The organism is Vibrio sp. 10N.261.54.A5 (assembly GCF_041471145.1).
Taxonomy (GTDB): domain Bacteria; phylum Pseudomonadota; class Gammaproteobacteria; order Enterobacterales; family Vibrionaceae; genus Vibrio; species Vibrio crassostreae_C.
In genome coordinates, this window is the sequence record NZ_JBFRNU010000054.1 from 135590 (window position 1) to 158682 (window position 23093).

The following is a 23093-nucleotide window of genomic DNA, read 5'->3' on the forward strand; positions in this document are numbered from 1 at the left end:
ACATTCAAGCCATTTATGTTCCGTCAAATAGCTGTCTCTCACTTTTATCATTCAACTAATGTACATGTATTCAATTTGTGTTATTGATGCTTTTATCTTTAGTGAAAAGATTCATTCTCTGTTTGAATACCATTGAGAATGTCACTGCTGGTGGGCTGAACAGTCGCTAGATTTAGTGCTCATTACTGATACAAAAAATATAACAATAATCAGGTCGCGCAAGTTGGATATCCATTCTTTGATGCGATTTATTTGGATACTCATAGTTAATTTAGTAAAGACGAGCCACGTATATGAACATAAAGAAAAAGCTCTATTCGTTGGGGATGTTCTCCATCTTCGGCATGATTTCACTGCTGTTTACCACATCACAATTTGCAGACACCACCGCTCAAATGAGCGAAGCCAAACAAATTACCAAAGAGCTTGAAGTGCGTTTGCTCAACCTTCGCCGTAACGAGAAAGATTTTTTACTGCGTAGCGATATGAAATACCTCGACAAGTTCGACGTAAACTACAAAAAATTCTTAGCGTCTGAATCTGAGCTAGATACAGTGCTCAGTGATTTAGGTTTAGCCAACAGCACACACCTACGTGAAGACATCGAAACCTACCACACCAGCTTTGTTAACTTAGTTAAAGCGAGCGAAGTCTATGGGCTATCACGTGACAAAGGTATGCTAGGCGAGTTTCATGTTTTGCTCGATAACATCAGCGCGACAGCCAGTGCGGAACAAAAAATCGAGCTTTACCTGTTCAATGACTTAATTGAGAAGGGGGAGTTTGACCCGAGTGTTCTTTCTATAACTTCAAATATGAGTAGCTCAGCTGCTTTGATTGACGCTGCTCGCCAAGTGGTTGAGCAAAAGCGAGTGATTGGCTTGAAGCACAACGAAGGTCTGCTTGGGCAAGCTCGCTCGGGTTCTCATGCTATCGAAACTCAATTTAAAGAGTTCTCCGCGGTGCTAGACCAACAAACGCAGCAAGAGATGGACAAGCTATCGCTGATCAACAACATCCTTTGCGTCACGCTACTCGTGTCGATCATTCTGTTCAGCTGGTTAATCGTCCGTTCTATCATTGGTAAAATTGAGTCACTGCTTTCGGTGATTCGTAACATCGTTGATTCTAACGACGTGTCTATTCGTTCGCACCTAGATGGCAAAGACGAACTCAGCACTTTAGGCCAATACTTCAACCAACTGTTGGATCAACTGGAAGGGCTTATCGCTGCCTCTCAATCTAAGTCACTGCAACTGACACAAAGCACATCGAACATGCATGATGAGCTAGAGTCAGTAATCAAACAGTTTGAAGTTCAAGCAAATCACACATCTACAATGACAACGTCAGTTCAAGAGATGGTACTCACCATTGGCGAGATCTCTGAAAGCACATCGGTTGCCGCTGAAGGTGTACATCAAGCGAAAGTGAATGCCGATAAAGGCCGTGAAGTGGTGGTTGAAACCATCAGCAACATCACCCAGTTGTCTGAACGTCTTTCAAGCAGCCAAGATTCGATCAGTTCACTGAACCATCATGTTGACCAGATCGGCGATGCAGTAAACATCATCCAAGGTATTGCAGAACAAACTAACCTATTGGCATTGAACGCAGCAATTGAAGCAGCACGTGCGGGTGAACAAGGTCGTGGCTTTGCGGTAGTTGCCGATGAAGTACGCGCACTAGCAAGCAGAACGCATCAATCGACCACAGAGATAACTTCAGTGGTGAGTGCAATTCAAAGCCAGATGCAGGCGTCGATGGCAGAGATTGGCGAGTGTAATCAACAAGGTCAACTAACGCTGAAAGATTCGGAAGAGCTGGATGCGAGCTTGCAACTTATCTTGAGCGACATGGAAAGCATCCAAGGTAATTCAGAACGTATTGCTTCAGCGATTGAAGAGCAGGGCGCAGTAATGGCGCAAGTGAGTGACTCAATTACTGAGCTGAACACTATCTCGAACGACAATAACGCTTCGGCGCAGCATTGCTTAGTTGAAGTGGACAAGGTAGCAGAGCAAGCGAACGATATGGACCAAGCGGTCGCGCAGTTCAAGACTTCATAAACAACATAGAACTTACTAAAACAAAAGGCGTGGATCATCTACGCCTTTTTTGTGCCTGAAATTCAAATAGATAAATGACGAGAATGAAAAAACGGCCCGATCTGGGGGAAGATCTGGGCCGTTATATTACGTATTAAAGGGGGGACTACTTATTTCGGCCTTCCAGCACATCCAGTGCCAGTTCAACCGCTTTATCAATATTGTCGCATCCCGCTAACTTACCTGAGCTGATAGGACCAAGCACATTAGCGTATAACGAGAGCTGCTTGTTAAATGGCAGGCTCAACTGCTCATATAAACGCTGGCGAATCTCGGCATGTTGCTCAGGAGCGTGAGCAGCAAGGCTTTTCAAAGTGTCATAAACAAGAGTGGTGGTAGTGTTCATTCGTCTCTTTATCATTAAGTGGGAGGCGCTTATTTTATAATCTTTTCGTATTCTTTTACTGTGATATAAGTCATACAATATTATTAATGTGTTTATCTTTTCAATCTAATGAGAATAAGGCATTCCAAAATAGACTTAAGTATCTGTGAAATATAACTAAAATAATGACAGACTATCGAACACACAAACGAATTGGCGCGTTTCTGGCAAACGGTTAAATCTATAGGAAAAGGAACAACATGCACTACGACGTATTCAACGGAGACGCAGATGGCATAATCGCGTTGTTACAGCTGCGATTAAGTGAGCCAAGAGAGAGCGTGCTCATTACTGGTGTTAAGCGTGATATTAAGTTGGTCTCTCAAGTTGTTACTCAAACTATGGAGCCGGGTAAGCAAGGTGATGTTTCTTCCGTTACCGTTTTAGATGTATCGATGGAGAAAAACCTGCCTGCACTGCACTCACTGCTAGACGCAAACATCAATGTATTTTATTGCGATCACCACCGAACAGGGGATGTCCCAACTTCTAGTCATTTAGATACTCTGATTGATACCGCGCCAGAGAGCTGCACGAGCTTGCTGATTAACCAGAAGCTGAATGGTGCGCATGTGGCTTGGGCAATCGCAGCTGCCTTTGGCGACAATCTAAAAACGGTGGCGGCGCGGCTAGCGGATGAAAATGGATTCGCTCAATCTCAAAAAGAGTTTCTAGAAGAGCTAGGTACCTTGGTTAACTACAACGGTTACGGTTCGTCACTGAGTGATTTGCATTTCACGCCAGCTGAGCTCTACAAAACCCTTTATCAATACCCGAATCCGTTTGATCTTTTGGATGATAAAGACTCTGTGTTTTATCGACTGCGAGCTGCTTATCAAAATGATTGCCAGCAGTTATCAAACCTTGCTCCTGTTTATGAAAGTGAAGTCGCACGTGTGTTTGAACTACCAGGCGAGACTTGGGCAAGGCGCATCAGTGGCGTATTTGGTAATGAAATCGTTAATCAAGATCCAAACCGAGCGCAAGCAGTATTAACGAAAAACCAAGACGGCGAGTCTTACACGGTGAGCTTACGTGCGCCATTATCAAATAGAACGGGTGCAGACGAAATTTGCTCAAGTTTTGCGACTGGCGGAGGAAGAAAAGCAGCGGCTGGAATTAATCAACTTAATGAACTTGATAAGGTGAATTTTATTTCACTATTGGATGCATATTATTCATCTGGCACTGACGGTTAACTGAAAAACTCCCGACGTATACATTCAAAATCCTACAAATTCTTGCTCCTATATTCCGTTATACGTGTGTATTGCTAGCACATGTATGATGGCTATATCCAGGCTGTTTTAGTGATATCACTCGCAATGGTATCTGGTCTTAGGTCAGTAATTACGGCGTATTTGGGGTGATTTTTGCCGATTTAAAGTTTATTTTTTCCTATCGGTGATTTTTTATATTTTTGGTTAATTATCTTAGTGAATTAAGATTGATTAAGTATTTTCATGGTCAATGTATTCGACCGAAAATAACAGTTTTTAGCATTTCAATTTGAATGAAAAGTCAAAGTCATATTGATTCTGATATTCAATCTGTGACTTAAAATCACAAGTTAAATCAAAGGTCATCTTTTCCTAAAAATTCCATTACTTTTCTATAAATATTCATGATTACAATGAATTGGTTCGGTTGTGATTGGCACAGCTGTTAAGTAAGGAAGTGGGACTAATGTTGAAACGTAAAGCTCTACAATTAGCAGTATCGCTCGGCATGGCGGCAATGTCTGGCGCTGTTTATGCGAATGGTTCAGATATGACGAATCCAGACTCTGGCGTGGTGGTTGGCTATTGGCATAACTGGTGTGACGGTGGCGGCTACCAAGGTGGTAATGCGCCATGTGTGACGCTGGATGAAGTGAACCCAATGTACAACATCGTGAATGTGTCATTCATGAAGGTCTACGATGTGGCTGATGGTCGAATCCCAACTTTTAAACTGGACCCAACCATTGGGCTTTCAGAAGAACAATTTATTGACCAAATCTCGGAACTCAACAAGCAAGGTCGCTCTGTGCTGTTGGCTTTAGGTGGTGCGGATGCACACGTAGAGCTAGAAACCGGTGATGAAAGAGCCTTTGCTGATGAGATTATCCGTCTAACTGAGCGTTACGGTTTCGATGGCCTAGATATCGACCTTGAACAAGCAGCCGTAACCGCAGCAAACAATCAAACCGTGATTCCTGATGCTCTTAAGTTGGTAAAAGACCACTACCGTGCTGAAGGTAAAAACTTCCTTATTACTATGGCGCCTGAGTTCCCGTATCTCACGACAGGCGGTAAGTACGTTCCTTATATCGATAATCTAGAAGGCTATTACGACTGGATTAACCCACAATTCTACAACCAAGGTGGCGATGGTATCTGGGTTGAAGGCGTGGGTTGGATTGCTCAAAACAACGATGCGTTAAAAGAAGAGTTCATCTACTACATTTCTGATTCTCTTATCAACGGAACGCGTGGTTTCCACAAGATCCCACATGACAAGCTGGTGTTTGGTATTCCTTCAAGCATCGATGCTGCAGCAACCGGTTTTGTACAAGAGCCACAAGATTTATACGACGCATTTGATAGCCTAACGGCGCAAGGTCAACCGCTACGTGGTGTAATGACTTGGTCTATTAACTGGGACATGGGCACCAACAAAAACGGCCAACAATACAACGAGCAGTTCATTAAAGACTACGGCCCGTTTGTACACGGTCAGGTAACGCCACCACCAGTCGAGGGCGAGCCCGTTCTTAAAGGTGTCGAAAATACGCGTGTTCTTCACGGCACAACGTTTGATCCTATGGATGGCGTGACGGCAACAGACAAAGAAGACGGCGATCTAACGTCATCAATCGATGTTGAAGGTTACGTTGAAACCAGTGTTATTGGCACTTACGTTTTGACTTACCGAGTGAAAGACAGCGATAACAACGAAACCACTAAAGCGAGAACGGTAGAGGTTTACAGCCAGAAGCCAGTATTTAATGGTGTGTCTGACACGACTGTTGTGTTGGGAACTGCGTTTGATGCAATGGCAGGCGTGACGGCGAATGATGCAGAAGATGGCGACCTGACAAGCACCATCACACACACTGGCAGTGTCGATGTAAATGAAATCGGCAACTACACACTTGTGTATAGCGTAACAGACAGCGCGAACCAAACTGTAACCGCTGACCGTAAGGTATCTGTAACTGATGGTTCTAACTGTGCTGCTGCATGGGATGCCGACACCGTTTATGTTGAAGGTGACCAAGTATCTCATGACGGTTCAACGTGGGGAGCAGGGTGGTACACTCGCGGCGAAGAACCTGGAACGACAGGTGAGTGGGGCGTTTGGAGAAAAGTTTCAGATTCTTCTTGTGGTGGTAACCCAGATCCGGGCGATGACTTAGAGCTTGCTGTTTCAGGGCTTCAATCAGAATATGCGCCAGATAACGGCAATGTTCGTTTAGATCTAACACTGACATCAAATGAAGCGTTAGATGTTACCGCTATGGTGATCAACAGTGCAGGTACTGTGGTTGAGCAAACTAAGGTTAACGTAACGGACAGCCGCGCCATTACCATCGACTTATACGATGTAGCGGAAGGGCAATATGGACTTGAAGTGGTCGGTAAAGCATCTGACGGTGAAATGGTGATGGTAAACGATTCGTTCGCTGTTAAAGACGGTGGTGGTACAACACCTCCTCCAGGTGATTATCCTCCATATGAAGCGGGCACCAACTACGCAGCGGGTGACATTGTGGTCGGCAGCGATAATGGCTTGTACGAATGTAAGCCTTGGCCATACACGGCATGGTGTGCAAGCGCGTCTTACGCTCCAGCAGATAGCCAATACTGGCAAGATGCTTGGACAAAGCTGTAGTCTGATAGCTCAACGCTAGCAATATAAAGTAGACGATCAAAGAGAGGCCATTGTACCTCTCTTTTTTATGTTTAAACAGTTCTGACTTAGAGCTTTAAAACCCACTTAACCTTAAACTCTGCTCTGCATATTGCTCTAGATCAAAATAGGAGTGATTATCAATTGTATTACATGTTAAGAAATAGCACTATGCGCACATTGAATTTTATATATTGTTAATATTTGCATAATGAATCTTGCTCAAGTCGACCTCAATCTACTCGTTATTCTTAAACACCTTCTTGAAGAGAAGCACGTTTCCAACACGGCATTGGCGCTGGATATGAGCCAACCTACGGTGAGCCGATCTCTGCAAAAACTGCGTACCGTTTTCAATGATGATCTATTGGTGCGAGCGGCTTATGGCTATGAGTTAACGCCAAAAGCAGAAGCCATTAAGCAAGATCTCAATTCGGTACTGACACGTTTAGAAAAGCTGGTACATGGCGATGTATTCGAACCGCAAAGCAGTGACAGTACGGTTCGCTTCTTTGGTTTAGTGCCTAATGTCGCGCACTTGCTGCCCAAGGTAGTTGCGGAGATACGTCAACAAGCGCCAAACATGACTGTTGATATCGACTCGATTCCTAAACGACACTTTGAGCCTCTGTTATCCGGTGATGCGCACTTTGTGTTGTCGACCCACGAGCCGTTAAGTTCAGAGCAAAATTTGTATCGAATGTTCGTGATTAGCCGCGATTACCGTTTGCTGATGAGTAAAAAACATCCTTTGGCGGACAAAGAGATCACGGTTGATGACTTGTTGAATAGCCAACTTGGTCAAATCTCACTGCAAGGGGATAAGAAGCTCTCGATCGAAAGTCGATTTAAAGATCTTGGCTTGATTGATAAGCAGCGCCAGCTGTCCATTCCAATTCAGCTTTCCAATTTTAACGTCGCGCCGGATATGGCAGAAGCAACCGACATCATCTTTCATTTACCGACACCTTTTGCTCAACAAGCCGCTACGCAAAGAGATCTTGTTTGTAAACGCGTGCCTAAAGCGTTGCGCCACCCATCAGAAGACGTCTACTTATACTGGCATAAGCGCTTTCATAACGACCCGATGTGTCGCTGGGTTCGCAATATATTCAAAGAGCTTTATACATAATCCATCTGCAGGGTGAATGAAAATTACGAATACCTATCGAGTTGGATATAGATCTCTTTCATTATTTGAATGGTGAATAACGAGAATCGATTTTTGGTATGAAACTTTCGTTGATAAGAGTGGTAGTTGGTTGTTTAATGCAAACCATTATCATTACCAATCACATATAAGAATGAATATCATGTCTGAGAGATCTCTTTTGATTCGCAAACCTCTTTTGGTTCGTAAACCCCTTTCGATCGCAGTCGCTGTTATTTGTACCTCACTTTCAGCTAACGTGTTGGCGCAAGAAGAAGCGCAAGCAACAGATGAGCAAATGGTTGTTACGGCAACTCGTACCGAGATGGCACTAAAACAAGCGCCAGCTTCAATGTCGGTTATCACCGCGCAAGACATTGAAGACAGCCCTGGTATTACCTTGGCAGACATCGTTGCCGAATCAACGAGTGTTGAGTCTGATTTTGATAGCACACGTGCTGGCCGTCAGATGATCTCTATTCGTGGTATGGATTCAGATTACACTCTTATCATGGTGAACGGTCGTCGTTTAAGCTCTGCAAGTGCCATCATCCGTGGTAACGACTTTGACCTATCAACGATTCCTGCTGATTCGATCGAACGTGTTGAAATAATCCGTGGCCCAATGTCTGCACTTTACGGTTCAGATGGTATGGGCGGTACAATCAACATCATCACTAAGGCTCCAGAAAACGATTGGAGCTCTACACTGAGCATGGACACTTCATCTCCACTTGATGGTGATGGAGGGGAAGAGTATTCGATGGGCTTCACGACATCTGGTGCGTTGATTGAAGACGAGTTGTTTGCTCGCCTATCTGTTAACCAAACTAGCCGTGATGCTTGGCAACCCTATTCTGGTACGCATAGCTCTGGTTACGATCGTTCAGACATTACTGCGTTAGAAGAAAGAGAGACATTAAGCTTACTCGCGAGCCTGACATGGAATGCAACAGACAACCAAACCATTGATTTCGATTTTGGTTACAGTGACGACGAACGTGAGTCATCTGCGGAAAACGTATCATCTGTGATTGAGTCTGACACACGTGTTGTACGTCAGAGCCAAGCGATCACACATAGTGGTTTTTGGAGCTGGGGTGACACGCAAGTACGTTATTCACGTGAAAATGTGACAGATAATGATGCTGCGGACTCAGATACTAACTATAGCAGTGACATCGAAGAGCTGACTCAAATTGTTGAAGCTTCGGCGACCACTTATCTTGGTGATAGTCACACCGTAACGTTTGGTATGGACTACCAGTTGAGTGAATTAACCAACAAAGAAAACTTAGTCAATGGTACATCTGAAGCTTATCAAGGTGCGTTATTTGTTCAAGACCAATGGTTAATGACGGATCAACTAACGGCAACCATTGGTGGTCGTTTAGATAAGCATGAACTGTACGGTGAAGAGTTCAGCCCACGTGTGTACTTGGTTCATCAAACAACGAATGACCTGATCATCAAGGGTGGTGTGGGTAAAGCATTTAAAGCACCAACATTGACTCAAAATCAGACAGACTACACAGTTAATAGCTGTAAAGGCGTATGTGATTTACATGGTAATGAAGATCTTAAGCCCGAAACCAGCTTGAACTATGAGATCGCTGCGATTTATAGCCAACCTCGTTGGAATGTTGAAGGTGCCTTATTCCGAAATGAAATCAACGACCTAATTGATCGTGATGAAACCTATTGTGAGAACGGCGGAGTGTTTGAATCGGGTAAAGGTTGCGCTGATAGTTCAAGCTCAACTGGCTATGTGAATGGTAAGCGTACTTATACAAACGTATCAGAGGCTGTAGTTCAAGGTGCTGAGCTTACAGGCCAATTCCAAATTACTGATGAATGGGGTGTGTCTGGTAATTACACATTCTTAGACACTGAAGATAAGTCTACTGGTGACGAATTACTTGAGCGTTACAAGCATTCGGGTTTAGTTAAACTGAACTGGAGCCCAACTTACGATCTAAGTACCTTCGTGAGTGCGCGTTACCGTGGTGAACGTCAGATCGAAAGCGATCTAACTCAAGACGCTTACACAACGCTGAACCTAGGTGCTATCTACAACGTGAATGCTTCAGTACGACTACGTGCAGGTATCACGAACTTAACTGACGAAGCTGTATCACAAGAGCTAGAGAGCATGGGCTATGTTGAAGAGCCACGTACTTACTACGTAGGTATGACAGCGGACTTCTAATTTAGAGTTCAGTAACTGATAGCTTGATACAAAAGAACCCACACTGGCTGATGCTCTAAAAGGAGAATGGCGAGTGTGGGTTCTTTTTTGATCTATAGATTTGGTTTAATTTGCCGTTTATCTATTAATCTAGATTTTGACACATGTGATCAGCGCATTACCGGACTGAGTATCCCAAGGAATCAGCTTGTCGTAATCGTGCTCGAAGATATTAACCTCGAAGTAGGGCTTCAATATCTCGATTAACTCTTTAAACGAGAATGCCACCATTGGGTGTTCATCATTCCACACTTGAGTTTCACCAGCAGTCGTCTTTTCGATGCTAAGCTTTAGCGCTTGCTTATCACCCTGACCAGAGTAATACCAACCAGAACGGAACGTGAAATCGTCTTTGTCTTGGTTTGTTGTGTGTCTAACAAACAGGTCGTTGCTGATCTTGTCTTTATCAACCACGTTAAAACAGAAAATACCTTCTGGCTTTAACGCACGATGCACACTTTCAATACACTCTTTAAGCTTCTCAAGGCCATCGTTGTAATGGATGGAATACAGGAAGCAAGTGATAAGATCGAGTGGTTCCGTGACCTCAAAGTTACTCATGTTTTGTACTGAGAACTTGGCTTCCGGGCAGCGAACTTCTGCGATATCTAACATCGGCTTGTTAAGATCTAGGCCACCGCTTTGGTAACCGAAATCAATAAAATGACGAACGTGTGGGCCAGTGCCACAAGCTAAGTCGAGGTGTGTTTTTCCTTCATTTCCAAAGATTTGATGGAGTCTACGTACGCAGTTACTTTGCGCTTGGTAGTCAATATCTACACACATTAAATCATAGTAACCGGATAGGTCGGTATAGAGTGCGTTGGCGGACATATTTGCCTGCAGCATAAGCTGAAAAATTAGGGTGGCGCATCATATACCGAAATTGGAAAATCGCAATCAAATATTCGATCAATGAAAGCGTTTTATTTTCTAACTTATGGTCGTTTTAAATGAGACCGTTTAAAGGGATGTTTAAGCTGCCAACAACATCAGTACGCGTGTCATCGCTATTCACTTTGCCCTGACTACTTATTCGTTAACTAAAACAGGTGTTGCTCCCTCAATGCAGCGACCATACGGGCTTTGCGGAACGCTTTTATCACGAGACGAGATAGGAAAAATATGGTATCTAGGTAAACCCAGTGTGACATTTATAATTTTATGATTAATCAGTAATTTTACTGATTCAAACCGAGTTCTTGAAAAGGAAACAATTCAGGAAAGTGGGCTGTTGATAAAAACCAAATCACTCAAGCTAAATAAGCGAACTAAACAAGGAGAGTTGAAACAATGACATCAGCAATAAATGCACAGGGTTCAATGGAAAATAGAACAGCATTGGAAAGCAGTGCTTCAATAGAAATTAAGGTGGATGACTTGTCGGGTGGGGAAGTCATTGAATTACTTGAAGAGCACCTCGCTGATATGTACGCCACTTCGCCAGCCGAAAGCGTTCATGCACTGGATCTAGATGGGCTCAAGTCACCAGAGATTACTTTTTTCAGTGCTTGGAAAGACAGCCAACTACTTGGGTGTGTTGCCATTAAAGAGCTAAATACCCAACACGCTGAACTCAAATCGATGAGAACCTCACAGTTTGCTCGAAAGTCAGGTGTTGCCAGCCAACTTTTACAGCACGTATTGGATACAGCAACCGCCCGCCAGTATCAAACAATCAGTTTAGAGACCGGCTCAGAAGACTACTTTAAGGCTGCGCGTAACCTGTATGAAAAGTTTGGCTTCGGATACTGTGAACCCTTTGCTGATTATGTGTTAGACCCGCACAGCCAGTTTATGAGTATTGAGTTGCGTTAAGAGACTAGCCTTAGATGTCGACTTACTTTGCAGGTTTCTCCCTTGGCCTTTCGCTGATTCTTGCGATTGGCTCTCAAAATGCGTTTGTTTTAAAGCAAGGGCTCAAGAACCAACACGTATTGGCAGTTTGTGCTGTATGTGCCATTTCTGACGCCTTACTGATTAGCTTTGGCGTGACGGGCTTTGGCGCAATCGTTAAGCAATTCCCACAAATTGAGCAGTTCGCCCGTTATGGTGGCGCTATCTTTTTGGGTGTCTATTCATTCTTAAGCTTCCGATCAGCATTTACCGAAAACCACGCCTTAGAAGCCACGGCAGAAACTAAAGACTCATTAACCAAAGCGATTGCGATGTGTTTGGCGTTCACTTGGCTTAACCCGCATGTGTATTTGGATACTGTGGTATTGCTGGGGTCTATCTCAACTCAATATCAACCGGATCAAATGTTGTTTGGCGCTGGGGCGGTATCGGCGTCATTCGTGTTCTTCTTTTCACTTGGATATGGCGCTCGCTTCTTGGCTCCAATGTTTAAGAACCCGAGAGCGTGGAAGGTGTTGGAATTTGTCGTTGGCGTGATCATGGCATCTATTGCAATATCTTTGATTGTCTAGCTGCGCGTAATTAGGCTTCCATTTTGGTATAGGTGTTGAATACACGCCAGTAGAAAGCCTAACCTTACGTTTAATCTCACAAGCAGATGCAGTAAATATCGAATTCTTCGGCCCGAATGGTAATAGGCTGGCGAGTCGCGATGTCGCGTTTAGCACAGTAACACTGGGTGCTTCGTACAATTTTTAATGACCTCTGTGAAATAACTTACAGTTAATGTCATGGACACCTATAACCGCTCTAACGTTGAGCGGTTTTTTTATGTCAAAAATAACGATTGCTCACGCTATGGGCGGAGTTGGTCCAAAGCCTGAAATTAGTTGGTTTTCACAAGCTTATAAAAGGGAATTATCTCGACTATTTTGGTAGATTAAAGGTATTACAGACTTCCAGTGAGCAGCAATGAAGATTCTTCACACGTCCGATTGGCACCTTGGCCAAAACTTCTACAATAAAAGCCGCAAGAATGAACATGAACGGTTTTTACAATGGTTACTTGAGCAAGTTACAGAGCACGACATCGACGCGATCATTGTTGCTGGCGACATTTTCGATACCTGTACACCGCCGAGTTACGCTCGTGAGATGTATAACAAGTTTGTGGTCGATTCGAACAAGATCGGTTGCCAATTGGTGTTATTAGGTGGAAATCACGATTCAGTCTCTGTGCTTAAAGAGACACAACAGCTGCTCAAATACATGGGCGCAGACGTGATTCCTAATACCAATGAAGATTATGCGACTCAGGTTGTCGAACTAAAAGGCAAGAACGGCGATGTAGAAGCGCTGGTTTGTGCCATTCCTTTTATTCGCCCTCGCGATGTGTTGATGAGCCAGGCGGGTGTCACTGGCGTTGAGCGTCAGAAGCAACTCGGCGATGCAATCAAACAGCATTATCAAAGTGTTTATGATGCGGCGGTTGCTAAGCGCGCGACGTTTGCAAACAGCGAGCACATGCCGATCATCGCTACCGGCCACTTAACTGCGATGGGTGTTCAACAATCGGATTCGGTACGTGATATCTATGTCGGCAACCTTGATGGTTTTGCCGCTGATGGCTTCCCAGACGCAGACTATATTGCACTTGGTCATATCCACCGCCCACAAGTGGTGGCAAAGCGTGAATACATTCGTTATTCAGGCTCTCCAATCCCACTAAGTTTTGATGAACTTAAGTCTCAAAAACAAGTGTGTGTGGTTGAGTTTGTTGAAGGTGAGCGCACCATTTCTCAACTGCCTGTTCCCACATTCCAACCTCTAGCTGAAATCAAAGGCGACTTGAGCGAGATCGAATCTCAGCTTAACCAATACATAGGTTTAGATAGCGACCAAAGCGTATGGTTATCGATAGAAGTGCAAGCGCAAGATTACTTGTCGGATCTACAAGAACGTATGCGCGCACTGACCGAAGGATTGAATGTGGAAGTACTTCAACTGCGCCGAGCAAGAGAGCGTCGTAATCAAGCATTAGAGCAAGAGTCGGCAGAGACCTTATCTGAACTGAGCCCGATGGACGTGTTTACGAAGCGTATTGCCTTAGAAGAGTTTGAAACCGATTCTGAAAAAGCGCGTTTAGAGCGCATGACGGTGAAGTTCAAACAAGTGATGGTCGAAGTGTCTGAAAGCGCTCAAGCGCCCAATAAAGTAGAAGAGTAATCGTATGAAGATTTTAAGCCTAGAATTTGAAAACCTGAACTCTTTGAAAGGGCGCTGGAAGCTCGATTTTACCCAATCGCCGTTTGCAGAAAACGGTCTGTTCGCAATTACTGGTCCAACTGGGGCGGGTAAAACCACCATTCTTGATGCGATTTGCTTGGCACTTTTCCATCGCACACCGCGTTTGAAAAGCATTGCTAAAGGTAATAATGAATTAATGACTCGTGGTACGGGCGAGTGTTTTGCTGAACTGGAATTTGAAGTTCAAGGTAAAACGTACCGATCTAATTTCCACCAAAAGCGAGCGCGTGGAAAACACGATGGCGCATTGCAAACGCCAACGTGCGAGTTTGCCGATGCGGACACCGACAAAGTCTTAGAGACCATGTTGACCAAGAAGACCAAGCTGGTGGAGCAGGTTACAGGGCTCGATTTCTCACGCTTCACTAAATCGATCATGTTGTCTCAGGGTGAGTTTGCGGCGTTCTTAAATGCCAATGCTAACGACCGTGCAGAGCTACTTGAAGAGCTGACGGGAACCGAAGTTTATAGCCTGATTTCAGAGCGTATCTACGATCATTTTAAGTCGAGTGAAGAGTCGCTTAATCAACTTAAAGCGAAAGCTGAAGGTGTGAGCTTACTGTCTGAAGAGCAAATCAAAGAGCTGACCGCAGAGCGTGAAACGCTAGAAGTAGAGCAGAAGCGTTTAGCCGAGCAATTAAAAGAGTGGCAAGTGCATCTTAGCTGGTGGAAAGACGTGACCAAAGCTGAGCAAACTATTGCGGCCAGTGAGCTCGATCTGAAAACCGCTCAAGATGAACTAGACCGTAACCAACCGTTACTAGAGCGCTTGGCAAACAGTGAGCCGGCTGAAAAGCTGCGTCCAGTACACAAAGATTTAAAGCGTTGCGAACAAGAGGTGAACACTACTCAAGCTCACCTAGATAACAGCACCAAGTTACTTGCCGTTCGTGATGCAGAAATGCAAGACGCGCAAACTAAACTGACTCAAAGCAGTGCGATTGTCGAACAGGTAAAAGCCGAACAGCAGGATCAAGAGAAGATCATCGAGCAGGTTCGCCCGTTAGATAACCAAATTGCCGTACTCAAAGATAAGCAAACTGCGGCCGTTAGTGCAGCGAATACGCTTAACGAGCAACATACGCAGCAGCGTAATCAACAGATTGTTTTAGTCCAAAAAACAGATGCACTGAAGCAACAAGATAAACTCAGCACTGAGTACCTAAATACGCATCAAGCTGACCAACATCTGGAAAAATACCTAGGTCAGTGGCAAGCAAAGGTCGAGCAAGTTCGTACTCTAGAGCGCCAGCATTCAGAGCAGTTGAATTCAGCGAAGCAAGCTTTGTCTGCAGTTGATGCACAGCAAACGATCATCAAATCCGCGCAAGATGCTAAAGCAACGCAAGATAAAACTTTAGCTGAATTGGTTGTTCTCGAGAGTAGTGCAAAGCAACAGTGGGAAGCCTTGCAAGGCAACACTAGCGAGCAAGTGTTGAATTCGCAAAAAGATCTGTTGGAGTTTTGGAATCGCAATACGCACTCATTACTCGAGATCAACCGTGGTTTTCTAAATGCCCAACAACAGCTGCACGTGAAAACACAGGCACATCAAACCAACACCCAGTTGGTCGACAAGCTTTCGAAAGAGCGTGAAGTGTTGGTGGAGCGATATAAAGAGAAAGAGACTTCGCTTGAGCGATTAACGCGATTGATTGATCAAGAAGGTGAATTAGCAAAATATCGTGCAGCTCTAGAATCTGGGTCTGAATGCCCACTGTGTGGTTCAACAGACCATGCGATTGAACAGTCTCAAGATATTGCAAATTTGGTTGCTCAAAAAGATAGAGAAAACCTAGAGCTAACGGCTATCAAAAAAGAAGGCCAAGAGCATCGTCAGCAGTTAGATTCTCTTACCCTTGTGATTGTGGCGCTTAACGATGACATTCAACGTGCGCAAGCGGATATTCAACAAGCTCAGCTGAATTGGCAAGGCGTTGTCGGCAAGCTTCAACAGAGCTTATCGGATTTCGTTGGCACGGCTCCTGAACTGGCACTGCTAACGATTAACGATTTAGGCAATGAAGCTACAGTCGCGACCTTTGCTCAGCAGTGTGAACTTCAACTAAGTCAGAGCGCGCAGCAACTCAAAGCGTTGGGTGATGCTAAAGCGCATTACGCTGAAGCTGAGAAACAACGCCTGTCTGTAAGTGTTATGGCTGACAAGGCGCAGTCTAATCTCGAGTTGGCCGAGCAACGCTTAGCTGATTTGAATAAGCAAAACCAAGTCGCAAACGAGCAAGTGACTCAAATAGCTCAAGCGAAAGGCCAGCAATGGAACGCTTTGAAAGAGAGCATTGTTCAAACTTCTATCGAAGCACCTGAACTTGAGCATATCGATGATTGGTTTACTGCGAAATCGCAAGCATCAAGCACATGGCAGCAAACCAAACAGCAACAGGCCGATATTGAGAAGCAACTGATTACTCAAAATGCCGAATTGAAAACGTTAGACGACAAGCTAAGCAGTGTTGAGAAAGAGCTCGCGACACTGACGCAACAGAGTGAGTCTTTAGTGTCAGAACTCACTCGTGTAACGGCTGAAAGAACAGAGTTGTTTGGTGACAAAGACATTCAAGCCACCAGCAATGCGATGAAGCAAAGAGTCACTGAAGCAGTAAATGCATTTGATGCCGCGCAGTTAGTGCTTAACCGCAGCGAACTTGAACATCGAACCGAGCAAACCAAACACACTGGTTTCTCGGACGAGTTAGTCAGTAAGCAATCGAGCTACACACAAGCGTCGAATGCTTGGTTAGAAGCGCTGAAAACTAGCCCGTTCGAAGATGAGGCTAATTTTGAAGCAGCGTTGTTAGATGAAGAGGTTAGAACTCAACTTCAAAGCCTGAAGAAGTCTTTAGACGAAGCGATTGTCAGTGCGCAAGCTAGGTTGAACGCCGCCAAAGCGACACAAGTGGATCTACTAAATCACGAAAATGCGAAAGCATGGCAAGAGCAAGACCAACAGCAAGTTGAAGAAGCGACTACTGAGTGTCAAAACGCACAGCAAAGCCATGCGACAAAGATCGGCGCAATTTCTGCCAATCTTGAAACGGATAACCAGAACCGTAGTAATCAACAAGATCTGTTCAAGCAAATCGACGAGCAACAGGTCGACTTTGATGATATTTCACGTCTGAACTCACTTATCGGCTCTAAGAACGGCGACAAGTTCCGTAAGTTTGCTCAAGGTCTAACACTGGAAAACTTGGTGTACTTGGCGAACAAGCAGCTACAGCGTTTGCATGGTCGTTACGAGCTAAAACGTAAAGCCGATGATGGTTTAGAACTGCAAGTGCTCGACACTTGGCAGGGCGATGTTATGCGTGACACCAAGACGTTATCAGGTGGCGAAAGCTTCTTGGTGAGCTTGGCGTTGGCATTAGCGCTTTCTGATCTTGTGAGCTACAAAACCAGTATTGATTCTCTGTTCCTAGATGAAGGTTTTGGCACACTGGATAGCGACACATTGGACATTGCACTTAACGCACTGGATAACTTGAATGCATCAGGCAAGATGATTGGCGTGATTAGCCACGTTGAAGCACTGAAAGAGCGAGTACCCGTACAGCTTAAAGTGACAAAACACTCTGGTTTAGGTGTGAGTGAGATGGAGAAGCAGTACAAGGTTGTCGCTTAGCGTATAGCTCTATTCCATCAGTGCAGAAATAGAAGCAGAGCTAGATGAAGCAGATCCCCGACTCAGTCGTTCCTCCTTCTCGAGGATGACGGAGTCGGGAGTAGTCACAATCACTACGCAGTCACTCCTTAAAGTCAGGAACGAACGTCATAGAGAACTAGGCTTTGTTCGTATTGCCTTCGTCATTCTCTAAAGCGAGGTACGAACGTAATAGGGAATCTAGATTTGTTCGCATTACCTTCGTCATTCCCTAAAGCGAGGTACGAGCGTAATAGGGAATCTCTAGTAAACGCAGGAAGTGGATGCTTCAAGAAGGGAACGGCCATGCACAAGAAACCCCATTTACCGACTAAGATATGTCCTGTTTGCCAAAAGCCTTTCGCATGGCGTAAAAAATGGCAGCGCTGTTGGGATGACGTGATCTACTGTTCTGAACGTTGTCGTCGTAATAAGTCTTAGTCCCATAATCTGAATAGATCAGGTCAATCCTCATGATCTAAACCCGTTAACTCCAATATTTCCTTCCTTTGTCGTAATTTTGATGATCCTTTAATCGTTTCGTCATTCATTTCTCAAGTTAATATTTCTATCTGTAAGATAAGTGATGTATAAAGGCGGCATGAAGATACCTAAAAGAATACAGCCTTTAGTTGACGACGGTTTAGTCGACGAGGTGACAAGCCAACTCATGAGTGGCAAAGAAGCATCGGTGTACATTGTGCGCTGCGGCGATACGATCCGTTGTGCCAAGGTATATAAGGAAATAAGCCAACGCAGCTTCAAAAAAGCGACCGCGTATCGTGAAGGCCGAAAAGTCCGAAATAGCCGCCGCGCTCGAGCGATGGAAAAAGGCTCTGGCTTTGGTCGTGAACAACAAGAAAAGGTTTGGCAAAGTGCTGAAGTGGATGCCTTATATAAACTGGCAGAAGCGGGTGTTCGTGTGCCTGTCCCTTATGGTTGCTTTGATGGCGTACTGCTTATGGAGCTGGTCACTGACGATGAGGGTTACGTTGCACCACGTTTGAACGATGTGGTGATGTCAGCAGAGCAAGCGATCGAAGACCACGCCGTGATGATGACTTACGTAGTTAAAATGCTGTGTGTTGGTTTGATCCATGGTGACTTGTCTGAGTTCAACGTATTGGTGGATGAGTACGGTCCAGTAATTATCGACCTACCACAAGCGGTTGACGCTTCGGCTAACAACAACGCTGAGTGGATGCTGGCTCGTGACATCAATAACATCCGTGACTATTACGCTCAGTTTGCTCCTGAACTGGCAAAAACCGAGTATGCCAAGGAAATGTGGGCGCTGTACGAGAAAGGCGACTTGAAGCCAGACAGCAAACTGACGGGTGAGTTTACGGAAACCGACGACTTGGCTGATATCGAAGCCATCATGCAAGAGATAGACGCTGCGCGAATTGAAGAACAACATCGACGCGAGCGAGCTAAAGAAGAGAAAGAAGGTGTTGACGATACTAAGTTCAATTGGGCTGAATAATCGTGATGATCAGTTTTGATCTTTAGCTAGATATCAACCAAACGCCTTTTAAAACAGAGGCGTTCTTTCTAAATAAAAACCCAATGGAGCTTCAACTCTGTTGGGTTTTCTTTTTTAGCACTAATGAAAGACGGACACTCGTATCAACTACCAATTTAACTGTTCACCATCGTAAGCGTAGAAGTGCCCACTGTTATCCGGTGTGGCAGTGCGAATAATATCGACCAACTGATGGGCGACATAGCTTGACTCAAACAACTTACCTTCAGGGACATTGGTCTGAAAAGGCTTCGACAGAGCTGTGTCTGTCGTGCCCGGGTGCAGAGCCAACACGGTGCCTTTCTTAATGGTGCGTTGCCATTCGATCGACATGGTTTTGATGAACATATTTAGGGCTGCTTTCGATGAGCGGTAGCTATACCAACCGCCTAATCTGTTGTCTGAAATACTGCCAACCTTTGCGGATACCACAGCAAACTTTGGATTGTCGCTCGCTTTAAGTATCGGCGTGAAGTGTTTTGCTAATAACAAGCTGGGCAGGGTATTCACAGAGATGTTTTTGAGGAAAAACTCAGGGTCGATGGACGACAAGTTCTTTTCCGGTCCAAGATCTGGAGTGTGGAGCATACCCACGCAGTTGATCAGCCAATCAAGTTGTTCAAACTCAGAACTCAAGCGCTTAATATCAGCTTCGTCGGTGGCGTCGACTTTGTGCCAGCTCAAGCGATTGTTTTCTAGTTCCGGCTGTTGAGAGTGGTAAGTCGCGTCTACATGCACATCAAGAAAATCAAACCGAGAGAGCTCAGATAATAGGTGTTTAACCACAGCGAAACCAATACCGCCGCTCCCACCGACCAACAATATGTGTAATCTGAGTTGCTCCACCATTATAAGTTCTCCAAGTTTGTGATTCGTTGTTCAGCAGTATCGAGAATCGCTTGTTGTGATTGCTCATCCATGTTGTCCCAAGAGCGATATAACATTCCCATACGTGGGTTGCGGTTTAACGCATCGCGGTGCTGGTCCATAAAGCGCCAATACAAGCTATTGAAAGGGCAAGATTGCTCGCCGCTGCGTTCTTTTATCTTGTAGTGACAGCCTTTGCAGTAGTCACTCATGCGGTTGATATAGGAACCGCTGGCAGAGTATGGTTTGGTTCCTACGATCCCGCCATCCGCAAACAGTGCCATACCTCGCGTATTTGGCATTTCAACCCACTCAATCGCGTCGACGTAAATACCGAGGTACCAACTGTCGACTTGGTCAGGGTCTATACCCGTGATTAAACTGAAGTTGCCAGTGATCATTAACCTTTGGATGTGGTGCGCGTAAGCAAACTCAAGAGACTGGTCAATCGCATGCTTCATGCAGTTCATCTTGGTTTGTCCGTCCCAAAAGTAATGGGGCAGGTTATTATGTGCTGAGTAATGGTTTTTGTTGGCGTAAGCAGGCATGTTTGCCCAATAGACGGCGCGTATGTACTCTCGCCACCCCAGTATTTGGCGTACAAATCCTTCGACCTGTGCAATATCGATGCTTGGCTTATCTGGTGAGCTGTCTCGAAGACAGGATGCTTGGTAGGCCGACAGTGCTGCATCAATCACTTCTTTAGGGCTCAGCAGTTTACTGTTCAGCGAGAACGATATACGGCTATGATACAAGCTCCATTTAGAGTCGTGCTCTGTCGTCATCGCATCTTGAAACTGCCCAAATAACGGCAAGCAGACTTGGCAGAAATGAGCGAGTAGAGACAAGCTTTGTGCGCGGTTCACCGGCCATAGTAACTGGTTACCGACTTGACCAATAGTTTGCACTTGGTGGTGCTCGATACGCTGCAAAATGTCGGTTATGTCATTGGTAAACATCAGCGGCTGAGGCAGGTTTTCGATGTCTTGTTTCTTGAGCTTATTTCGATTGTTCGCGTCGTAATTCCATTTTCCGCCAACGGGCTTTCCGTCTTCTAGCAAAATGTCGAAACGTTTTCTCATTCGGCGATAGAAGTGTTCCATCATGATGTGTTTGTCTTTTGGAAACTGTTGTTCTATCTCCTCGAATGGAAAGAGGAAGTGTTCTGTATCACAACAACCTTTGGTCGCATTGGTCAGCTTGAGCTTGTTCATCTGCTCTAAGAGGCGATATTCATCTGGCCTTTGATATTCGAATTTCTCTGCGCCGAATTCGTGTACATAGTGCTTTAAAAGTGTGTCTAGGTTTTCAAATTGCGTTGTGTCGTCAAGAGTAAGGTGGAGTACTTGATGACCTTGTTCTTTGAGTTCGTTAGCGAAGTAACCCATCGCACAGAAAAACGCGGCCACTTTTTGAATATGAGAGGCTACATAATCCGTTTCTTGTTTGAGTTCAGCAATGATGTAAATAACGTCATCGTTGACCTGTCGAAACCATGAATGCTCAATGTTGAGTTGGTCACCTAATACAAGTCGTACCGTTTTAAATTTCATAATGCGTCCTGGTTTGTGAGGCTTGTTGTGACTGCGTTACCGCCTGTCCATTGATTGATGAAGGCATGGTCTGGGTCGTACATTTCAGTCTGCTTGGCTAAATCAAAATGGCGTGATTTAGGTTGTGATTGGTTTTTAGTTTCGCTGTTGTGGGTTGGTTGATTGAGAGCCCCAGCGATATACGCCCAATTCCCCCAGTTAGATGCCACGTCATAGTCGACAAGTTGGCTTTCGAAATAGGCCGCGCCGTGTCGCCAGTCGACGCCCAACTCGTAAATCAAACAGCTTGCGGCTAACTGCCTTCCGCGATTGGACATGTAGCCAGTCGCGTTAAGCTGGCGCATGCATGCATCGACAATCGGGTAGTTGGTGTTACCGCTCTTCCATTTGGAAAAATTAAGGCTTGCCGATTGAGTGCTACTCTCTGCTATAACGGGGTTTGTGTATGAGCCGGTAAATAGAGATGCCTTCAACGATATGCTTTTCCAATAAAAATACTCGCGCCACAACAGCTCGAAATAGATCCAGTAGGTTGAATCATTGGAACCATGATGCGACTCAAATCGCGTTAGGTGTCTGCAGATTGTTTTTGGTGAGACACAACCTAATGCGAGCCACGGTGAAAACTTGGTCGAGTTCTCGATGCCATCCAATGCATTTCTTGTCTGTTTATAGCGGCTCGCGTAATCGTGTGAGAAGTAGTGGTCGAGATGTACTAACCCCGATGTTTCACCGCCTTTGAAGCTTTGCTCGCTCGCCAAATCACCCGTCTTAAAAAGTGAGGCTTTTGAGTGACAGTGTGACGTTATCGTCAGGTCTGGTGCTGGTGGTAACGTCGTTATGGTCAAACTTTGAGTATCGACGGCTAAGTGTTCGATGAGTTTTCTGAACTTGGTAAACGAGCGGGGTAACTTGTCTAACGTAAAAGGGAAGTCATCGAGCTCAAACAGAGTCGAGTTATGAGATTGAATCGCAGTTAAGTTCGGGCAGTCAGCCAACGTCGATTGCACTAGCTGTTGCTCGTCGTAGCCACAATGAACATTTGCAAACAAGTGAGTGACGTTTAGAGCAGAGATAATCTCGTTGAGCGAATCTTTGACGTTATCGCTTTTATCTTGGTCTTGTTTAAGGACGATGAGTGTTTGATCTAGGCCGCTCAGGTTAATCTTAAGATCGCTTATCGATTGTGAAATGAAAGCTGTGCGGTGAGCCCCATATTGTTGTTCTTGGGCGAACTGTGAAGAGTAGTGCGACAGAATCGGTTCAACGACTACACATACGAGCTCATCGACGATTTGGCTTGCTTGGTAAAGTAGCGCATTGTCGTTGATTCTTAAGTTGTTTGTAAAAAGATACAGGCCAATCTTTTTCATTACTTTCACTCGGCGATTTGTTAATTATTAGACGCTTACGAGTTGATAGGCTGACAAGATCACAAATGATTACTCTAAGTAGGAAATAGGAGATTTCGGTCAGGATGAGTGTGTTGAAGAGGATATCAAGCCAACCAATAATACCGATAGAGGTTGGCAAAGCCGGTT

The 23093-nt window shown here is 44.8% G+C and carries 16 protein-coding genes and 1 pseudogene; 12 read left to right on the forward strand and 5 right to left on the reverse strand.

The window, feature by feature from the left end:
• Positions 1-344: 344 nt before the first annotated feature.
• Positions 345-2069 (forward strand): methyl-accepting chemotaxis protein, encoded by a 1725-nt coding sequence (locus AB4329_RS16755; RefSeq protein WP_372102310.1) that lies wholly within the window; start codon positions 345-347, stop codon positions 2067-2069.
• A gap of 145 nt (positions 2070-2214) precedes the next feature.
• Here the strand turns inward: AB4329_RS16755 and AB4329_RS16760 are convergent, their stop codons facing one another.
• Positions 2215-2454 (reverse strand): PAS factor family protein, encoded by a 240-nt coding sequence (locus AB4329_RS16760; RefSeq protein ID WP_004733935.1) that lies wholly within the window; start codon positions 2452-2454, stop codon positions 2215-2217.
• A gap of 239 nt (positions 2455-2693) precedes the next feature.
• Here AB4329_RS16760 and AB4329_RS16765 point away from each other — a divergent pair, with 239 nt between their 5' ends.
• The 4 genes from AB4329_RS16765 (at position 2694) to AB4329_RS16780 (ending at position 9746) form a co-directional block, all read left to right on the forward strand.
• The gene (locus AB4329_RS16765; RefSeq protein WP_102428732.1) at positions 2694-3692 is read left to right on the forward strand and encodes an acetyltransferase; all 999 of its coding nucleotides are present in this window, start codon (positions 2694-2696) and stop codon (positions 3690-3692) included.
• 487 nt (positions 3693-4179) lie between these two features.
• A complete protein-coding gene (locus tag AB4329_RS16770) occupies positions 4180-6369 on the forward strand; it encodes an immunoglobulin-like domain-containing protein (protein WP_372124866.1) in 2190 nt (729 codons plus the stop codon).
• A gap of 229 nt (positions 6370-6598) precedes the next feature.
• On the forward strand, positions 6599-7519 hold the full coding sequence (locus AB4329_RS16775) for a LysR family transcriptional regulator (RefSeq protein ID WP_017059189.1): 921 nt from the start codon (positions 6599-6601) through the stop codon (positions 7517-7519).
• Positions 7520-7700: 181 nt separating this feature from the next.
• A complete protein-coding gene (locus AB4329_RS16780) occupies positions 7701-9746 on the forward strand; it encodes a TonB-dependent receptor domain-containing protein (protein WP_102333278.1) in 2046 nt (681 codons plus the stop codon).
• Positions 9747-9875: 129 nt separating this feature from the next.
• Here the strand turns inward: AB4329_RS16780 and AB4329_RS16785 are convergent, their stop codons facing one another.
• Positions 9876-10619, reverse strand: coding sequence for a class I SAM-dependent methyltransferase (locus AB4329_RS16785; protein WP_029235856.1), 744 nt, complete (start codon positions 10617-10619; stop codon positions 9876-9878).
• Positions 10620-11078: 459 nt separating this feature from the next.
• On the opposite strand from AB4329_RS16785, the gene AB4329_RS16790 reads away from it, so the two are divergent.
• From AB4329_RS16790 to AB4329_RS16820, 7 genes and pseudogenes are all read left to right on the forward strand, one after another.
• Positions 11079-11603: a GNAT family N-acetyltransferase gene (locus AB4329_RS16790; RefSeq protein WP_017059192.1), complete on the forward strand. Its 525-nt coding sequence runs from the start codon at positions 11079-11081 to the stop codon at positions 11601-11603.
• Positions 11604-11617: 14 nt separating this feature from the next.
• Entirely contained in the window at positions 11618-12214 is a 597-nt protein-coding gene (locus AB4329_RS16795) for a LysE/ArgO family amino acid transporter (protein WP_017059193.1), read from the forward strand.
• A 13-nt stretch (positions 12215-12227) separates the two neighbouring features.
• Positions 12228-12401, forward strand: a pseudogene (locus AB4329_RS16800) (porin family protein); the annotation flags it as partial.
• Positions 12402-12614: 213 nt separating this feature from the next.
• Positions 12615-13868: an exonuclease subunit SbcD gene (gene sbcD, locus AB4329_RS16805; RefSeq protein ID WP_372138812.1), complete on the forward strand. Its 1254-nt coding sequence runs from the start codon at positions 12615-12617 to the stop codon at positions 13866-13868.
• Between the two features lie 4 nt (positions 13869-13872).
• Complete coding sequence (locus AB4329_RS16810; RefSeq protein ID WP_372138813.1) at positions 13873-17589, forward strand: SbcC/MukB-like Walker B domain-containing protein; 3717 nt, start codon at positions 13873-13875, stop codon at positions 17587-17589.
• Positions 17590-17913: 324 nt separating this feature from the next.
• Entirely contained in the window at positions 17914-18048 is a 135-nt protein-coding gene (locus AB4329_RS16815) for a DUF2256 domain-containing protein (protein WP_081324519.1), read from the forward strand.
• A gap of 160 nt (positions 18049-18208) precedes the next feature.
• Positions 18209-19093: a PA4780 family RIO1-like protein kinase gene (locus tag AB4329_RS16820; protein ID WP_029235559.1), complete on the forward strand. Its 885-nt coding sequence runs from the start codon at positions 18209-18211 to the stop codon at positions 19091-19093.
• 147 nt (positions 19094-19240) lie between these two features.
• On the opposite strand, the gene AB4329_RS16825 is transcribed toward AB4329_RS16820, so the two are convergent.
• The 3 genes from AB4329_RS16825 to AB4329_RS16835 are packed head-to-tail and all read right to left on the reverse strand — an operon-like array spanning position 19241 to position 22925.
• The gene (locus AB4329_RS16825) at positions 19241-19981 is read right to left on the reverse strand and encodes an SDR family oxidoreductase (protein WP_372138814.1); all 741 of its coding nucleotides are present in this window, start codon (positions 19979-19981) and stop codon (positions 19241-19243) included.
• Complete coding sequence (locus AB4329_RS16830) at positions 19981-21552, reverse strand: cryptochrome/photolyase family protein (protein WP_372138815.1); 1572 nt, start codon at positions 21550-21552, stop codon at positions 19981-19983. Before AB4329_RS16830 ends, AB4329_RS16825 begins: the two co-directional genes overlap by 1 nt.
• Positions 21549-22925 carry a DASH family cryptochrome gene (locus tag AB4329_RS16835; protein WP_108155767.1) on the reverse strand — a complete coding sequence of 459 codons (1377 nt, stop codon included), beginning with the start codon at positions 22923-22925 and terminating at the stop codon, positions 21549-21551. Before AB4329_RS16835 ends, AB4329_RS16830 begins: the two co-directional genes overlap by 4 nt.
• Positions 22926-23093: the final 168 nt, after the last annotated feature.

What these genes read in the sequence shown, in the direction of transcription:
- AB4329_RS16755 (WP_372102310.1), top strand. Translation starts at nt 345, where the DNA reads ATGATTTCACTGCTGTTTACCACATCACAATTTGCAGACACCACCGCT.
- AB4329_RS16760 (WP_004733935.1), bottom strand. Translation starts at nt 2,454, where the DNA reads ATGAACACTACCACCACTCTTGTTTATGACACTTTGAAAAGCCTTGCT.
- AB4329_RS16765 (WP_102428732.1), top strand. Translation starts at nt 2,694, where the DNA reads ATGCACTACGACGTATTCAACGGAGACGCAGATGGCATAATCGCGTTG.
- AB4329_RS16770 (WP_372124866.1), top strand. Translation starts at nt 4,180, where the DNA reads ATGTTGAAACGTAAAGCTCTACAATTAGCAGTATCGCTCGGCATGGCG.
- AB4329_RS16775 (WP_017059189.1), top strand. Translation starts at nt 6,599, where the DNA reads ATGAATCTTGCTCAAGTCGACCTCAATCTACTCGTTATTCTTAAACAC.
- AB4329_RS16780 (WP_102333278.1), top strand. Translation starts at nt 7,701, where the DNA reads ATGTCTGAGAGATCTCTTTTGATTCGCAAACCTCTTTTGGTTCGTAAA.
- AB4329_RS16785 (WP_029235856.1), bottom strand. Translation starts at nt 10,619, where the DNA reads ATGTCCGCCAACGCACTCTATACCGACCTATCCGGTTACTATGATTTA.
- AB4329_RS16790 (WP_017059192.1), top strand. Translation starts at nt 11,079, where the DNA reads ATGACATCAGCAATAAATGCACAGGGTTCAATGGAAAATAGAACAGCA.
- AB4329_RS16795 (WP_017059193.1), top strand. Translation starts at nt 11,618, where the DNA reads ATGTCGACTTACTTTGCAGGTTTCTCCCTTGGCCTTTCGCTGATTCTT.
- sbcD (WP_372138812.1), top strand. Translation starts at nt 12,615, where the DNA reads ATGAAGATTCTTCACACGTCCGATTGGCACCTTGGCCAAAACTTCTAC.
- AB4329_RS16810 (WP_372138813.1), top strand. Translation starts at nt 13,873, where the DNA reads ATGAAGATTTTAAGCCTAGAATTTGAAAACCTGAACTCTTTGAAAGGG.
- AB4329_RS16815 (WP_081324519.1), top strand. Translation starts at nt 17,914, where the DNA reads ATGCACAAGAAACCCCATTTACCGACTAAGATATGTCCTGTTTGCCAA.
- AB4329_RS16820 (WP_029235559.1), top strand. Translation starts at nt 18,209, where the DNA reads ATGAAGATACCTAAAAGAATACAGCCTTTAGTTGACGACGGTTTAGTC.
- AB4329_RS16825 (WP_372138814.1), bottom strand. Translation starts at nt 19,981, where the DNA reads ATGGTGGAGCAACTCAGATTACACATATTGTTGGTCGGTGGGAGCGGC.
- AB4329_RS16830 (WP_372138815.1), bottom strand. Translation starts at nt 21,552, where the DNA reads ATGAAATTTAAAACGGTACGACTTGTATTAGGTGACCAACTCAACATT.
- AB4329_RS16835 (WP_108155767.1), bottom strand. Translation starts at nt 22,925, where the DNA reads ATGAAAAAGATTGGCCTGTATCTTTTTACAAACAACTTAAGAATCAAC.